12 protein-coding genes are annotated in these 15478 nt (G+C 57.4%); 7 read left to right on the top strand and 5 right to left on the bottom strand.

The genetic code is table 11. From position 1 onward, the window contains the following. Positions 1 to 111: 111 nt before the first annotated feature. From DD597_RS00305 to DD597_RS00285, 5 genes are read right to left on the bottom strand one after another with little or no spacing between them, the layout of a single operon-like run. Positions 112 to 3228 (bottom strand): efflux RND transporter permease subunit, encoded by a 3117-nt coding sequence (locus tag DD597_RS00305; protein ID WP_129255861.1) that lies wholly within the window; start codon positions 3226 to 3228, stop codon positions 112 to 114. Then, positions 3225 to 4424 carry an efflux RND transporter periplasmic adaptor subunit gene (locus DD597_RS00300; RefSeq protein ID WP_129255860.1) on the bottom strand — a complete coding sequence of 400 codons (1200 nt, stop codon included), beginning with the start codon at positions 4422 to 4424 and terminating at the stop codon, positions 3225 to 3227. Before DD597_RS00300 ends, DD597_RS00305 begins: the two co-directional genes overlap by 4 nt. After that, positions 4421 to 5677 (bottom strand): TolC family protein, encoded by a 1257-nt coding sequence (locus DD597_RS00295; protein ID WP_129255859.1) that lies wholly within the window; start codon positions 5675 to 5677, stop codon positions 4421 to 4423. The genes DD597_RS00300 and DD597_RS00295 overlap by 4 nt, the downstream gene beginning before the upstream one ends. Before the next feature lie 11 nt (positions 5678 to 5688). Next, entirely contained in the window at positions 5689 to 5982 is a 294-nt protein-coding gene (locus DD597_RS00290; RefSeq protein WP_045328957.1) for a copper-binding protein, read from the bottom strand. A gap of 53 nt (positions 5983 to 6035) precedes the next feature. Next, on the bottom strand, positions 6036 to 6437 hold the full coding sequence (locus DD597_RS00285) for a hypothetical protein (RefSeq protein ID WP_129255858.1): 402 nt from the start codon (positions 6435 to 6437) through the stop codon (positions 6036 to 6038). Positions 6438 to 6777: 340 nt separating this feature from the next. On the opposite strand from DD597_RS00285, the gene dcuC reads away from it, so the two are divergent. The 7 genes from dcuC to ptsP all read left to right on the top strand — a co-directional run bounded on the left by dcuC (position 6778) and on the right by ptsP (position 15477). Continuing rightward, complete coding sequence (gene dcuC, locus DD597_RS00280; protein WP_017382481.1) at positions 6778 to 8145, top strand: anaerobic C4-dicarboxylate transporter DcuC; 1368 nt, start codon at positions 6778 to 6780, stop codon at positions 8143 to 8145. Between the two features lie 94 nt (positions 8146 to 8239). Continuing rightward, complete coding sequence (rna, locus tag DD597_RS00275; protein ID WP_023324308.1) at positions 8240 to 9049, top strand: ribonuclease I; 810 nt, start codon at positions 8240 to 8242, stop codon at positions 9047 to 9049. 171 nt (positions 9050 to 9220) lie between these two features. Continuing rightward, positions 9221 to 9544, top strand: a complete 324-nt coding sequence (locus DD597_RS00270; protein ID WP_017382483.1) for a PTS fructose transporter subunit IIB — start codon at positions 9221 to 9223, stop codon at positions 9542 to 9544. Between the two features lie 27 nt (positions 9545 to 9571). Further along, the gene (locus tag DD597_RS00265; protein WP_003858745.1) at positions 9572 to 10822 is read left to right on the top strand and encodes a PTS fructose transporter subunit IIC; all 1251 of its coding nucleotides are present in this window, start codon (positions 9572 to 9574) and stop codon (positions 10820 to 10822) included. An 11-nt stretch (positions 10823 to 10833) separates the two neighbouring features. Continuing rightward, positions 10834 to 11916 carry an aminopeptidase gene (gene ypdF, locus DD597_RS00260; protein WP_129255857.1) on the top strand — a complete coding sequence of 361 codons (1083 nt, stop codon included), beginning with the start codon at positions 10834 to 10836 and terminating at the stop codon, positions 11914 to 11916. Between the two features lie 2 nt (positions 11917 to 11918). Continuing rightward, positions 11919 to 12959, top strand: coding sequence for an aminopeptidase (gene ypdE / locus DD597_RS00255; RefSeq protein WP_045345777.1), 1041 nt, complete (start codon positions 11919 to 11921; stop codon positions 12957 to 12959). A gap of 22 nt (positions 12960 to 12981) precedes the next feature. Beyond that, positions 12982 to 15477, top strand: coding sequence for a phosphoenolpyruvate--protein phosphotransferase (gene ptsP / locus DD597_RS00250; protein WP_129255856.1), 2496 nt, complete (start codon positions 12982 to 12984; stop codon positions 15475 to 15477). Position 15478 lies beyond the last annotated feature (1 nt).

The raw sequence follows: 15478 nt of genomic DNA, 5'->3' as shown, positions 1-15478 counted from the left end.
TGAATGAACGCTTAACAGCATGGGTGTTATTCCTAATTACCATCCCGTTCCTGGGAATAATCTGAGGATACATAAACTGCATGCCTGAATAAGCACATGCAGTTGACATATTTAACGTTGATGTAACAATTTGTAGAGTGCGGGAATAACTAACATCGACAATAACGGTGCCGTTACCATGCCGCCAATCATCGGCGCGGCAATACGTTGCATCACCTCCGAGCCACTCCCACTCCCCCACATGATGGGCAGCAGTCCTGCCATAATAGTGGCGACCGTCATCACCTTCGGACGCACGCGCAGCACGGCACCTTCGTGGATCGCCCGCATCAGCACCGTATTTCCCCCTTCTGGCTCCAGCCTGTGATATTTATCAAGCGCATGATTCAAATAAAGAACCATAATTACGCCGAATTCTGCCGCCACTCCGGAAAGGGCGATAAAGCCAACGGCCCCCGCCACTGACAAATTATATTCAAGCAGCCACAGTAACCACACGCCCCCAATAAGCGCGAACGGCAATGTCCCCATTATTATCAGGACATTTGATATCCGCCTGAAGGTTAACCATAAAAGGACGAATATAATCATCAGCGTCACAGGTAAAACTATTTTGAGCGTCGCGGTCGCCCGTTCCAGATATTCAAACTGCCCGGACCAGGAGAGAGACACGCCCTGCGGCAATACCACCTTCTCCTCCACCCGTTTTTGCATTTCATCCACGGCGGACTTCAGATCGCGCCCGCGCAAGTCCACGTAGATCCAGCTGGAAAGGCGCGCGTTTTCACTTTTTAGCATCGGTGGGCCTTCCGTCACGACGATATCGGCCAATTCCCCCAGCGCCACCTGGCTACCGCTGGCGGTCAGTACCGGCAACACCCGCAACGTGTCGACGTTATCACGCAAATCGCGGGGATAACGCAGGTTGATAGGATACCGCTCGCGTCCCTGGATCACCTCGCCAATGTTATCACCCCCGACCAGCGTGGAGACCAGGCTTTGCAGTTCATCGACGGAAACGCCGTAGCGCGCGGCTTTTTGCCGGTCGATACGAATATCCACGTAGCGTCCGCCTTCCAGACGCTCCGCCAGCGCAGAGGAGACGCCAGGAACGTCCTTCACCACCTGCTCAATCTGCCGGGACACGCGCTCAATGTCGGCAATATTATTGCCGTTCACCTTAATGCCGACCGGGCTTTTGATCCCGGTTGCCAGCATGTCCAGGCGGTTACGGACAGGCGGCACCCACACATTGGCAATACCCGGCAGCGACACGGTTTTATCAAGCTCCTCCACCAGCTTTTGCGGCGTCATTCCTGGCCGCCACTGCTCGCGGGGCTTAAAGTGAATGGTTGTTTCCAGCATGGTTAATGGCGCGGGATCGGTTGCCGACTCCGCGCGACCGGCTTTGCCAAACACGCTCGCGACCTCCGGTACGCTTTTGATCAAGCGGTCCGTCTGCTGAAGCAGCCGCGATGCCTCGCGAGCAGAGATCCCCGGCAGCGTGGAGGGCATATAGAGTAAATCCCCTTCATCCAGCGGCGGCATAAATTCGCTTCCCAGGCGGCTCAGCGGCCACAGTGTGGCGATCAGCAGCAGACATGCCAGTGCCAGCGTCATTTTCGGGAAGGTCAGTACCTTGTCCAGCAGCGGCTCATACAGGCGGATCAGGAGGCGGTTGATCGGGTTTGCCTTCTCATCAGGGATTTTCCCGCGAATGAAAAAGCCCATTAGCACCGGCACCAGGGTGATCCCAAGCCCGGCGGCCACGGCCATCGACCAGGTTTTGGTGAACGCCAGCGGCGAGAACATTCGCCCCTCCTGCGCTTCCAGCGAAAAAACCGGTATAAATGACAGCGTGATGATTAACAGGCTGCAAAACAGCGCCGGTCCCACTTCAACCGCCGCCTTTTCCGCCAGACGCCAGTATTCCCCCGGCGCGGGCTCCTTGCCCGGATTATCATGCCGCCACTGCTCCAGCACCTTGTGCATGTTTTCAATCATCACAATTGCCGCATCCACCATCGCCCCGATGGCAATGGCGATCCCGCCGAGCGACATCATATTCGCGTTAATGCCCTGATAGTGCATCACCACAAAAGCCCCGAGGATCCCCAGCGGCAGAGAGACCATCGCCACCAGCGCGGAGCGCAGGTGGAAAAGGAACAGCGCGCACACCAGTACCACCACGGCAAACTCTTCGAGCAGCTTGTGCGTCAGCGTTTTGACCGATTCCTCAATCAGCGTGGAACGATCGTAGACCGGAACAATCTCGACGCCCTGCGGCAGCGTTTTTTGCAGCTTGCTCAGTTTCGCTTTTACCGCACGAAGCGTTTCCAGCGCATTCTGCCCGTAGCGCATCACGATCACGCCGCCAGTGACCTCCCCTTCACCGTTAAGCTCCGCCACGCCCCGGCGGATCTCCGGGCCAATGCCAATGGTGGCGACATCTTTCAGCAGGACAGGTACGCCATCGCGGTTGGCGATCACCACATTGCGAAAATCCTCCAGCGAGCGCAAATAGCCCGTTGTCCGCACCATATACTCCGCTTCGCCCATCTCCAGCAGGGCGCCGCCGCTCTCTTTATTGGCGGCCTGCACCGCGCCGGATAGCTGGCTGTGGGTAATATTCAGCGCGCGCATCTTCGCCGGGTCCGCCACGATCTGATACTGACGCACCATTCCGCCAATGCTTGCCACTTCAGATACATTCGGTACCGTCTTAAGCTCGAACTTAAGCGTCCAGTCCTGAAGGGCCCGCAGATCTGCCAGGCTGTGTTTTCCACTACGGTCGATCAGCGCATATTCGTAGATCCAGCCCACGCCCGTCGCATCCGGCCCCAGCGACACCTTCACGCCCGGCGGAAACTGCGCCTGTACCTGGCTTAAATATTCCAGCACCCGGGATCGCGCCCAGTAGAGATCGGTGCCATCCTCAAACAGCACATACACATAAGCGTCACCAAACATTGAAAAACCGCGCACGGTTTTGGCGCCCGGCACAGACAACATGGAGGTTGTCAGCGGCCAGGTCACCTGATCTTCAATCACCTGCGGCGCTTTCCCGGGGTAACTCGCTTTGATAATGACCTGCACATCAGACAGATCGGGCAACGCGTCCAGCGGCGCGCGCTGCACCGCCCACCAGCCCCAGCTGGCCATCATCAGTGCGGCCAGGATCACCAGCAGGCGGTTACGCAACGAGGCGCGAATCACAGCGGCAATCATGGCGTCACCTCCGGCATCACGCTACGCAGGCTGGCTTCGGAATCAATGAGGAATTGCCCGGACGTCACCACCTTATCGCCCTCTTTGACCCCGGACAGGATCGCCGTCCAGCCCTGCGCCGTCAGGCCGGTTGTCACCGTCACAGGCCGGAAATAACCGTCCCCGGTGGCCAGCAGCAGACGCGCAGACTCTCCGCTGTTAATCACCGCCTCTTCCGGCACCGCCAGCACCGGCGGGCCTTTCATCTCTTCCGCACGCCTGACGGAGAGGTACATGCCTGGCTTCAGCTTATGTGCGGTATTTTCCAGCACGATACGGGCTTTCAGGGTTCGCGTGGTCGCCTCCATCTGCGGCAGCAATTCGCTGACCGTGCCGTGGAATTGCTCCCCCGGCCAGCTTTCTGACGTTGCTACCACGTTGCTGCCCACTGCCAGAGACTGCGCCTGCGTTTGCGGGTAATCGACCACCAGCCAGACCGGATCGAGGCTGGCGATCTCAAACAGCGGCGCCGTTGCGGTGATTTGCGCCCCTTCCCGCGCGTCCAGCTTCACCACATAGCCCGCCCGGTCAGCGCGCAGGGTGAGCGTGGTCTGCGGCTTACCGCTACGCTCCAGCAAACGAATGACCTCTTCCGGCATAAACTGCAACGCCAGCCGCTCGCGTGCGGCGCGGGTCAATGCGGCATCGCCAAGCTGACGAACCGCAAGATACTCCTGCTGGGCGGTGGTCCACTGCGGGATCCACAGTTGCGCCAGCGCCTCTCCGGCTTTCACCTGCTGCTGCGGCGCATTAACAAACAATTTTGACACCACGCCATTGGCCGGGGCTGACACCACCGAGACGTTACGTTCATCCGTTGCAACCGTGGCAAAGGCCGAGAACGGCGAAACCAGCTGGCGCATCTCAACGTTGGCGGTTTTCATCCCCAGGTTTTGCTGCTGTTGAGTGCTGATGGCCACGCCTGACGCCGCCTGCGCTTCATCGGCGTAGCGCGGGACCAGATCCATATCCATAAAGGGGGATTTACCCGGCTTATCGAAGCGCTGACCGGGCACCATAGGGTCGTACCAGTAAAGCACCTTACGTTCAGAGGGTTGTGCAGCCGCAGCCGGCTGATGCGTCTGCTTCTGTCCGACAAAATAGCCGCCAGCGGCAGCTATCGCGATGGTAATCGCCATTAACGTTATTTTTTTCATTGTGCCAGCTCCTGCGGGATCAGCCAGTTCACGGCAGCCCAGGTTCGCGCCATTTCGCGCTCCGCCTGGTTCACCGCCAGTTCCGTATCCAGTACGCCACGACGCGCCTCCAGCAGGGCCGGAAGCGCCGACTGTCCAGAGCGATATTGCGCCGTCAGCACCGCCAGCCGTTGACGTTGCAACGGCAGTACCTCATCCCGCTGACGCTGCCACACCGTTTGCGCAGCCTGATACTGCGACACCAGCGTTTGCACCTGGGCAATGTGTTCGCGTTTGAGCAGCGTGAGTTGATCCACCGCCTGCATAGAGCGGGAAACATCGGCGGCGTAATCCTTGTCCTGACGTTTTGACTGGAACAGAGGCAGATCCACGCTGAACATCACGCCAGCCATATCGTCGTAGCCTTCGGCGCGGTGGGCGTAATAGACCTCCACATCCACATCGGGTATCGCCGCCACGGCAGATTGCGCTGAACGCGCTTTCGCGGTCTCGGCTTCACGTCGCGCGGCCTCCACTTCCGGGTGCCTGACAATCCCCTCTTGCAACGTTTTTTCATCGGCAGGAAGACGCTGATAGCGCGGCAGCGGACCGCGAACCTCCGTAATCGCGTGCCCCGTAAGCTCCAGCAGGCGGCTTTGCGCGAGCTGCACATCCCGCTGCGCCAGCGTCTCTTTGTCACGCATGGCGCTGAGGATCATTTGCAGGGCCAGTACGCTGTCCGGCGTTGCGCTTCCCGCCCCGACGCTCGCCTTCTGCACGCCGCGCTGGCGTTCTGTTTCGCGTACCAGCGTTCTGGCCGTATTCAGCGCCTGCCGGGCCAGCGCCAGATCCAGCCAGGCCTGGGCGGTATCACGCTGAAGCGCGGCGCGGACGGCTTCGGATTTTGCCAGCACGCTTCGCGCCTGCGCCTGAAAGGTCTGCGCTTTACGTTCCCGCTTCTCTGAGCTGACGTAGCTTTGCATGATGCCAACCTTCTGCATGGTCATCCCTTCGCGCGTCAGCCGCCGATCGTTGCTGCCCTGTACCGGCACGTTTTCGATACCGAATTTCAGTTTTGGGTCAGGTAATTGCCTGGCGGAATCCGCCATCGCATCCAGCGCCTGCGCTTCGTTACGGCTGGCGGAGAGTTCTGCTGAGTAGCGCTGGGCTTCGGTGAGGGTGTGTTCGAGCGTCCACGGCTCCGCCTGCGCGGCGGAGGTTAACAGGCCGAACAACACCCCACCGAGCCACAGGCTCAGTGTGTGTTGTTTCATGGTGACCTCGCTTAGCGCGCTGGCGTCAGCGAGATAATCTGGAAACCGTCACCCGCACGCTCAAGCGTGAAGGTCACTTCATCCCCTGGTTTGGCGTCATTCAGCGTGGCGCCGGCAGATAAAGTAAACGGCATGGTCATTGCTGGCCATTTTAGTTCCGGTATGGCCTCGTGCCGGAGCATGACGGCGCTGTCAGAGATCGACTGAACCACGCCGTGGCCCTGCCAGGTCTGGTTTGCCTGAACGGTATAAGAAGCGAAAGAGACGGACGCGCCAACCAGCGCGGAAAGGAATACGGTACGCATGATAAAACTCCTGTTAAACGTTAAGTAAATAAAATCAACGAATTAACAGGTTTTTACTCCCGAAACCGGCAGTAGCGGATCGTTGCCGGCGGCCCCACAGCAGGAGGGGTAACGGACCACGTAGAATGGCTTGCAGACGAGCACTCTGAGGTCGTTAAGGTCAGGGTCATGGCGGCAGGCAGCGCCACCAGATGCGGCTGGGCAGGATCTTTTTGTACCTGATCCGGCACACAATGTTTTTCACACAGCGGTGAAGCACCGGCAGCATAATGCGGCCCCGGTTGCGCCATCATCTCCATATGCTGGATGGTGGCCACCTCGCCGCGCAAATCCATTGAACATTGATGGGAGGCGACGGCCACCTGACTCTGGATCAACAGCCAGCCAAACGCCAGCAAAAACATCAGCAGATGTTTTTTGATAAAGCGCAGGCGATATGTCCAGCTGGCGTGCATATTCAGATCGTCGGATAGGGTAAAAGTGAACCGAGTATAAGCAGGCAAAAGAATGAAAGAGAAGTGGTTTTAAAGAGATTTACGTTTTAAATCGATTCTCGGCAAGTAATACTCAAAACCTTAACACTTCACCATCAATTTAATGACATATAATATCTATTCATCAGGTCAATAACGTCTTAATATAAATGACGCAGGGTTAGCAAAAATATCGTCATCAGTGCCTTTAGTAGTCTCTTTCTTGATTTTAATCAGCAAGGACTGGACATTTATTCGGCACATTTCAGCTTCTTTTTTATTGATTATTTGTCTCTCGGGCAGCAAGGATACAGGGGAAATCATGCTTACTTTTCTCGAACTCCTCATTGGAGTCGTGGTCATTGTCGGTGTAGCACGCTACATCATTAAAGGTTACTCAGCCACCGGCGTGCTATTTGTCGGCGGCCTGACGCTGCTGATCATTAGCGCGCTAATGGGTCATCAGGTTTTACCCGCCAGCGAAGCCAGTACCGGATATACCGCTACCGATATTGTGGAATATATAAAAATTCTGCTGATGAGCCGCGGCGGCGATCTGGGCATGATGATCATGATGCTCTGCGGATTTGCTGCCTATATGACCCATATCGGCGCGAATGATATGGTGGTAAAGCTGGCTTCTAAGCCGCTGCAATATATTAACTCCCCCTATCTGCTGATGGTCGCGGCCTATTTCCTGGCCTGTCTGATGTCATTAGCCGTTTCCTCAGCAACGGGCCTTGGCGTGCTGTTAATGGCAACTTTATTCCCGGTAATGGTTAACGTCGGGATCAGCCGTGGTGCAGCGGCGGCTATTTGCGCCTCTCCGGCGGCGATTATTCTCTCCCCTACTTCCGGTGACGTAGTGCTGGCCGCGAAAGCCGCGGAAATGTCGCTAATTGACTTCGCCTTCAAAACCACACTGCCGATCTCCATCACCGCTATTCTCGGCATGGGCGTGGCGCATTTCTTCTGGCAGCGCTATCTCGATAAGAAAGAGAACGTCAGCCACGAAATGATGGACGTCAGCGAAATCACCACTACCGCCCCGGCGTTTTATTCCATCCTGCCCTTCACGCCGATTATTGGCGTGCTTATTTTCGACGGCAAATGGGGCCCGCAGCTGCACATCATCACTATCCTGGTGATCTGTATGCTGCTGGCGGCCATCCTGGAGTTCGTTCGTGGTTTTAACACCCAGAAAGTGTTCACGGGTCTGGAAGTTGCCTTCCGCGGTATGGCGGATGCCTTCGCGGGCGTGGTGATGCTGCTGGTTGCCGCGGGGGTGTTTGCCCAGGGGCTGAGCACCATCGGCTTTATTCAGAGCCTGATCTCTATCGCCACCTCGTTCGGCTCGGCCAGCATTATCCTGATGCTGGTGCTGGTGGTGCTGACCATGCTGGCGGCGATGACCACCGGCTCCGGTAACGCGCCGTTCTACGCCTTTGTTGAGATGATCCCTAAGCTGGCACACTCCTCCGGCATCAACCCGGCTTACCTGTCCATTCCAATGCTTCAGGCCTCCAACCTGGGTCGTACCATTTCTCCGGTATCGGGCGTGGTGGTTGCGGTTGCGGGGATGGCGAAAATCTCTCCGTTTGAAGTGGTAAAACGCACGTCAGTGCCGGTGCTGGTTGGCCTGATTATCGTTATTATCGCCACCGAAGTACTGGTTCCCGGCGCTGCCTAAGCGAAATTCCTGATTTCCAAAAAGCGCCTGCGGGCGCTTTTTGTGCTTTAATAACCCCCAGAAATTAATCGCGCCCAACCAATCAGGAAAGCAAATGTTCAGGAAGGATATCGTTATCCCGTCTGGCGCAGTAGCGCTTGCACTCTGTGTCTTCTCAATTCAGGCAGATCCGCTTAAGCCAACCCAGTACGGCGATTTCGATCGCTACGTTCTGGCCCTTTCCTGGCAAACCGGATTTTGCCAGAGCATGGTCGAACGTAACCGTGACGAACCGGAAGAGTGTCGCCTGCAAAAAGAGAGCAGCAACAAAACCGATTTTCTGACCGTCCACGGCTTATGGCCAGCATTGCCGAAATCGATTGCCGCTCGCGGAGTGGATGAACGCCGCTGGATGCGCTTCGGCTGCGCCACTCGTCCGGTTCCGAATATGCCGGAAGCAAAAGCCAGCCGCAAATGTGACGCCGCAGAGACCGGACTATCGCTAACGGGCGCGGCGAAGCTGAACAGCGTGATGCCCGGCGCGGGCGGCAACTCCTGCCTTGAACGTTATGAATACGCGAAACACGGCGTCTGCTTTGGTTTTGATCCCGACGCTTACTTCGGCACCATGGTGCGCATGAACCAGGAAGTGAAGCACAGCGCGGCAGGAAAATTTCTGGCGGAAAACTATGGCAAAAGCGTCCGCCGCAGCGACTTCGATGCAGCCGTGGCCAAAAGCTGGGGAAAACAGAGCGTAAAAGCGTTCAAGCTTACCTGCCACGGCAATCCGGCTTATCTGACCGAAATGCAGATCTCGCTGAACGCCAGCACCATCAACAACCCACTCTCTGCCGGCTCCTTTGCGCCACAGCCGCATCCGGGCAACTGCGGCAAACAGTTTGTCATTGATAAAGCCGGTTACTGATGCTGCGCCGGGCAACTTTTTGCCCGGTTTTCATTGGTTTCGTGATATGACGATTAACCTCACACTTCCGCTCACACGCATCATTTTTCCAGCAAAAGCATTATTAATCCGGTAAACATCACTGAAACCTCCCCGTCATAATCGTGGCGTTATCTACAGGAGGAATTTCACATGGCTAAAAAACTGATTGCACTGTGCGCCTGCCCGATGGGCCTGGCACATACCTTCATGGCAGCCCAGGCGCTGGAAGACGCGGCGACGGAAGCCGGTTATGAGGTAAAAATTGAAACCCAGGGCGCGGACGGGATCCAGAATCGCCTGACCCCGCAGGATATTGCCGACGCTGACATTATCATCCACGCCATCGCGATCACCCCGGAAGACAATGAACGCTTCGAAACGCGCGACGTGTATGAGATTACGCTTCAGGACGCCATTAAAAACGCGGCAGGCACCCTGAAAGAGATCGAAGAGATGATTGCAGCAGAACAATAATAATCTTCACATCCAGGGGTTTTCGTCATGGCTATTAAAAAACGCAGCGCGGTTCGCCCGGACAGTCACGAGGGTGACACACTTGCCATCAAATCCGCACCGGTTGCCGCCGGTGCGTCTTTCTGGAAAGAGCTTCCACAGCACATTATGTCGGGGATATCCCGCATGGTGCCAACACTTATCATGGGCGGGGTTATCCTCGCCATTTCACAGCTTATCGCCTACGTCTGGCTGGAGATCCCGCCTGACACCGGTATTCTCGACGCGCTTAACTCAGGCAAATTCACCGGTTTCAATCTCTCGCTATTGAAATTTGGCTATCTGACTGAATCGTTCGGCGGGCTGCTGTTCAGCTTCGCCATCCCAATGTTTGCCGCCTTTGTCGCCAACTCTATCGGCGGAAAACTGGCCTTCCCGGCCGGGTTTATCGGTGGCCTTGTCGCCACGCAGCCGACGCTGGTGCTGAACTTTGATGCGGAAAAACTGACCTGGCTTGCCACCAAACCCGTGCCCTCCACGTTTATTGGCGCGCTGATTATCGCCATAGCCGCAGGCTATCTGGTCAAATGGCTGAATAGCCGCATTAACGTTCCACAGTATCTGCTGGCCTTTAAAAGCACCTTTCTGATCCCAATCCTCTCGGCGCTGTTTGTAATGCTGGCGATGTATTACATCATCACGCCGATTGGCGGCTGGCTGAATGCAGGTATGCGGACCGTACTGCTGGCGGCGGGTCAGGCGGGCTCCATGATGTACGCCATCGGGATGGCGGCGGCCACGGCGATTGATCTTGGCGGCCCCATTAACAAAGCGGCGGGATTTGTTGGCCTGGGGCTGACAACCGATCATGTCCTGCCCATCACCTCCCGCGCCGTGGCGATTGTTATTCCGCCCATTGGTCTGGGGCTGGCCACGCTGATTGACCATCGTCTGACCGGCAAACGCCTGTTTAGTCCGCAGCTTTATCCGCAAGGCAAAACGGCCATGTTCCTCGCCTTTATGGGCATCAGTGAAGGGGCCATCCCGTTCCTGCTGGAAAATCCGCTTGCGACGCTGCCGGCGTATATGGCGGGCGCGATCGCCGGTGCAATGACTGCCACCGCGCTCGGTGCCGTGCAGTGGTTCCCTGAATCGGCGATCTGGGCGTGGCCACTGGTCACCAATCTGGGAGCGTACATGCTCAGTATTGTGGTCGGGGCGGCGATCACCGCGCTGTTGGTAGTGATTATTCGTAACAGTCTGCACAAGCGCGGGAAACTCGCTATCGACACGCTGTAACGGGGTGAACCATGGAATTACTGAGAAGGCTTCGTGCCTGGCTGGCTGCGGAAAAACTGGACGGCGTGCTCATCTCTTCGCGCCAGAATAAACAGCCGCACCTGGGCATTTCAACCGGTTCGGGATATGTGCTGGTGACACAAACCGCGGCACATATCCTGGTGGATTTCCGTTACTACAGCGATATCGCTTCACGAGCGGCGGGCTATGAGATGCATCTGCTTAACACGGAGAACCCGTTTGCGCAGGCGGTGAACCAGATTATTGCGAAGGAAGCTCTCAACCGTCTTGGCTTTGAGGGTGAATACGTGAGCTGGCAAACAGGCGTGCTGTGGCGCGATACGCTGAATACCGCCCTTTGCAGCACCTCGCTTGACGCGCTGCGGCAGATAAAAACCGCTGACGAAATCGACCGTATCCGTGCAGCATGCGGCATTGCCGACCGCGCCGCACAGCACATCCGGCGTTTCATTCAGCCCGGTATGCGCGAACGTGAAGTCGCTGCCGAGCTGGAGTGGTTTATGAAGCAGGAGGGCGCGGACAAGCCCTCTTTCGACACCATTGTCGCCAGCGGGCCGCGCGGTGCGCTGCCCCACGGCAAAGCCTCTGACAAAGTGATTATGCCTGGCGAGATGATCACCCTTGATTTCGGCGCCCAACACCAGGGGTATTGCTCGGATATGACAAGGACCTTTCTTGTCGCCGGGCAAAACACGCCGCCGGAGGAACACCCTCTCTATGCGGTGTACCAGATCGTTCTGGCGGCACAACAGGCAGCTATTGATGCCATCCGCCCCGGCGTTTCCTGTCATCAGATCGATAGCGCCGCACGTTCCGTGATTGAACGTGCAGGTTACGGTCCGCAGTTCGGGCATAACACCGGCCATGCCATTGGTATTGATGTTCATGAAAATCCACGTTTTTCCCCTACCGACCGCACCCCGTTGCAGCCCGGCATGGTGCTGACCGTTGAGCCGGGGATCTACCTTGAACACCTGGGCGGGGTACGAATTGAAGATGTGGTGCTGGTGACGGAAACGGGCGCCGAGGTGCTTTATACCTTCGACAAACGGCTATTGCTGACGGGAGAATAAGAGTGGACAGAGATTTACTGCGCGCCCTGAGCGAAGCAGACGCCATTGCGGCCTCAGAGCAAGAGGTGCGCGACATCCTGCTCAGTGAGGCGCAAAAGTACCATAAAGAGGTTCAGTTTGATGGGCTGGGTTCCGTGCTTATCCGCGTCAACCAGAGCCGGGGCCCGAAGGTGATGGTCTGCGCCCATATGGATGAAGTCGGTTTTATGGTGCGCAGCGTCTCGCGCGAAGGGGCCATTGATGTCCTGCCCATCGGCAACGTGCGCATGATGGCCCGTACCCTTCAGCCGGTGCGCATCACCACGCGTAACGGGAAAAAAATACCGGGACTGCTGGATGGGGATCTGAAAGGAGAAAACGTTGACAATTTGCGTGTCGACATTGGCGCGACGTCGGCGGAGGAGGTGTTCGCCGCCGGTATCGACGCAGGCGACCGCGTGACGTTCGATACACCCTTTCAAATCCTTCCCCACAATCGGGTGATGGGTAAAGCCTTCGACGATCGTCTCGGCTGTTACCTGCTGATTGCGCTGCTGCGCGAGCTGCACCAGACGCCGCTCGACTGCGAGCTTTGGCTGGTGGCCAGCTCAAGTGAAGAGGTCGGCCTGCGCGGCGGCCAGACCGCCACGCGCGCCATTCATCCTGATATCGCGCTGGTGCTGGATACCGCCTGCTGGTCAAAAAATTTCGATTATGGCAGCGCCAACCATCGCCAGATCGGTGCGGGCCCGATGCTGGTGCTGTACGACAAAACGCTCATCGCCCCAGCCAAACTGATTGCGCTGGCTGAGACGATCGCGCGATCTCAGGGGATCCCGCTGCAAAAAGACATGTTCAGCAACGGCGGAACGGACGGTGGGGCGATCCATCTCTCCGGCACTGGCGTGCCGACTCTTGTGCTTGGTCCCCCTACCCGACACGGGCACTGCGCGGCATCCATTGCCGACGAAAAAGACATTCATCACACCCAACAACTGCTTGTCGCGCTTGTGGCAGGCATGAACCGTGAGACCGTGGATCATCTGACGGACTTCAGATGCTGATCTCACGCGGCCAGGAGGAAGTATGCTTTCAATTGAATTTTTCTGCCCACTGCCCAACGGCCTGCATGCGCGTCCGGCCTGGGCGTTAAAAGAGCAGTGCAGCGCATGGCGCAGCGATATCCGCTTTATCAACAGACGGCTTAACACTCACGCGGATGCCAAAAGCTCGCTGGCGCTGATCAGTACCGGTACGCTGTTTAATGACAGCTGCGTGCTGGAAATTAACGGCGGCGACGAGGAGCAGGCCCGACGCGTGCTGGAGGCATATCTCACCGGCGCGTTTATCGACAGCGACAGTATTCCCTCCGGCGACGCGCCGCACGTTGCGCATCCCCTGCCCCGCTCGCTCGTAAGGCTTGCTCCCCATCTTCAGCACGGCATTACGCTCGCCAGTGGCATCGGGGCTGGCACTCTGCGAGGCTGGCAGAGCGATAACCTCAAACGTTATTGTCAGATCCCCGCCTCGCCGGAAGATATTACCCGCCTGGAACACAGCCTGGCGACGCTGGCTGAACAGCTCAACCACCGCCTGCGCGGGCTGGACGGCGAGAGTAAAACCATTCTCAGCGCGCATCTTTCACTGATCCAGGATGAGGAGTTTGGCGGCACCATACGCCGACTGATCGCCGAGGAGCGGCTAAGCCTTGCGGAGGCGATCATTCGTAATATGGAGCTGATCTGCGAAAAGCTGTCACTCTCCGCCAGCGACTACCTGCGTGAACGCGTCAGCGATATTCGCGACATCAGCGAGCAGCTTCTTAACATTACCTGGCCGGAGTTGCAGCAAACCTCCGCATTCACCCTCAGCGCCCCCACTATTCTGGTGGCGGAAGATCTGACGCCCAGCCAGTTTCTCAGCCTCGACACGCAGTACCTGAAAGGCATGGTGCTTGAAAAAACAGGCCGGACGTCGCATACGCTGATCCTGGCACGCGCGGCCTCCGTGCCTGTGCTGAGTGGTTTAACGGTCGCCTCACTGGCGCCGTTGATGGGAAAAGAGGTCATTCTGGACGGCATCTGTAGCGTGCTGGTCGTTGAACCCAACGACGCGGTGAATGATTACTACAGCGTGGCGCAGCGCCTTGCCGACCGACGCCACCAGCAGCAGATCAAAGATGCGGGTCTTCCAGCGCTCACCCGCGACAACGTACCGGTAGAGATTGCCGCCAACATCGGCAGCGCGCTGGAAGCGCCCGGGGCGTTTACCTGCGGCGCGCAGGGTATCGGGCTGTTTCGCACTGAAATGCTGTATATGGACAGAGACACCGCGCCGGACGAGCAGGAACAATTCGAAGCCTATCAGCAGGTGCTGCTCTCCGCGCAGGGCAAGCCGGTCATCTTTCGCACAATGGACATCGGCGGCGATAAGCAGATCCCTTACCTGAACATTCCCCAGGAAGAAAACCCGTTCCTCGGCTATCGCGCCGTTCGCATTTATCCCGAATTTGCCGATCTCTTCCGCACCCAACTGCGCGCGATCTTACGCGCAGGCGCAAGCGGCAATGCGCTGTTGATGATCCCGATGGTGCACAGCCTCGATCAGATTTTATGGATCAAACAGGAGCTGCAAAACGTTCGTGACGCCCTGGCCTCACAGGGGTTACGTCACACCGCGCGCCTGCCGCTGGGGATCATGGTTGAAGTGCCTTCAGTCTGCTTTATCATCGATCACTTCTGCGAAGAGGTGGATTTCTTCAGTATCGGCTCGAACGATATGACTCAGTATCTCTACGCTGTTGATCGCAACAACCCGCGCGTGTCGGGGCTGTATAACCCCATCACACCGTCTTTTTTACGCATGGTTCGCCAGATCGTCACCGCAGCGCATCGTCACGGGAAATGGGTCGGCATTTGCGGTGAACTTGGCGGAGAGCAGCGCTACCTCCCTCTTCTGCTTGGGCTGGGCTTAGATGAGTTCAGCATGAGCGGGCCGCGCATCCCTGCGGTAAAAACCCAGTTGCGTCAGCTGGACATGGCGACCTGCCGGGCGCTGGCAGATAAGGCCTGCGACAGCCGCAGCGCAGAGGGGATTGAAGCCCTGCTGGCGGATTTCACACCGGAAGCGCCGCCGCGTCCATTGCTGGCGCTGGAGACTATCGTGGTCAATGAGCCGCTGACCTCAAAAGAGCAGGTGCTTCAGTTCTTATGCGGAAATCTTGCGATTCATGGCAGGACCGAAAACCCGCTCGAGCTTGAAGAAGATCTCTGGCAGCGCGAAGAGATTGTCACCACCGCCGTCGGGTTTGGCGTGGCGATCCCTCACACCAAATCGCAATGGATACGCCACTCCAGCATCAGCATTGCCCGTCTGGACAAGGCGATTGACTGGGAGTCGGATTTGGGCGACGTCGAGCTGGTGATCATGCTGACGCTCGGCGCTCAGGAAGGGATTAATCACGTGAAGGTCTTTTCCCAGCTGGCGCGGAAGCTGGTCAATAAAACGTTTCGCGAGTCGCTGTTTGCAGCAACGACGCCGCAAAGTATCCTGGATCTGTTGAACGCAGAAATCACGTTCTGAC

Source organism: Enterobacter cloacae complex sp. 677-3DZ2D5B (genome assembly GCF_004136695.1).
GTDB classification, from domain to species: Bacteria; Pseudomonadota; Gammaproteobacteria; order Enterobacterales; family Enterobacteriaceae; genus Enterobacter; species Enterobacter hormaechei_C.
Note: the sequence above shows the minus strand (reverse complement) of the source record. Positions and strands in the feature narration are given on the sequence as shown.

Excerpts from the sequence above, each read along its gene's own strand:
- DD597_RS00305 (WP_129255861.1), bottom strand. The coding sequence starts at position 3,228 with ATGATTGCCGCTGTGATTCGCGCCTCGTTGCGTAACCGCCTGCTGGTG.
- DD597_RS00300 (WP_129255860.1), bottom strand. The coding sequence starts at position 4,424 with ATGAAAAAAATAACGTTAATGGCGATTACCATCGCGATAGCTGCCGCT.
- DD597_RS00295 (WP_129255859.1), bottom strand. The coding sequence starts at position 5,677 with ATGAAACAACACACACTGAGCCTGTGGCTCGGTGGGGTGTTGTTCGGC.
- DD597_RS00290 (WP_045328957.1), bottom strand. The coding sequence starts at position 5,982 with ATGCGTACCGTATTCCTTTCCGCGCTGGTTGGCGCGTCCGTCTCTTTC.
- DD597_RS00285 (WP_129255858.1), bottom strand. The coding sequence starts at position 6,437 with ATGCACGCCAGCTGGACATATCGCCTGCGCTTTATCAAAAAACATCTG.
- dcuC (WP_017382481.1), top strand. The coding sequence starts at position 6,778 with ATGCTTACTTTTCTCGAACTCCTCATTGGAGTCGTGGTCATTGTCGGT.
- rna (WP_023324308.1), top strand. The coding sequence starts at position 8,240 with ATGTTCAGGAAGGATATCGTTATCCCGTCTGGCGCAGTAGCGCTTGCA.
- DD597_RS00270 (WP_017382483.1), top strand. The coding sequence starts at position 9,221 with ATGGCTAAAAAACTGATTGCACTGTGCGCCTGCCCGATGGGCCTGGCA.
- DD597_RS00265 (WP_003858745.1), top strand. The coding sequence starts at position 9,572 with ATGGCTATTAAAAAACGCAGCGCGGTTCGCCCGGACAGTCACGAGGGT.
- ypdF (WP_129255857.1), top strand. The coding sequence starts at position 10,834 with ATGGAATTACTGAGAAGGCTTCGTGCCTGGCTGGCTGCGGAAAAACTG.
- ptsP (WP_129255856.1), top strand. The coding sequence starts at position 12,982 with ATGCTTTCAATTGAATTTTTCTGCCCACTGCCCAACGGCCTGCATGCG.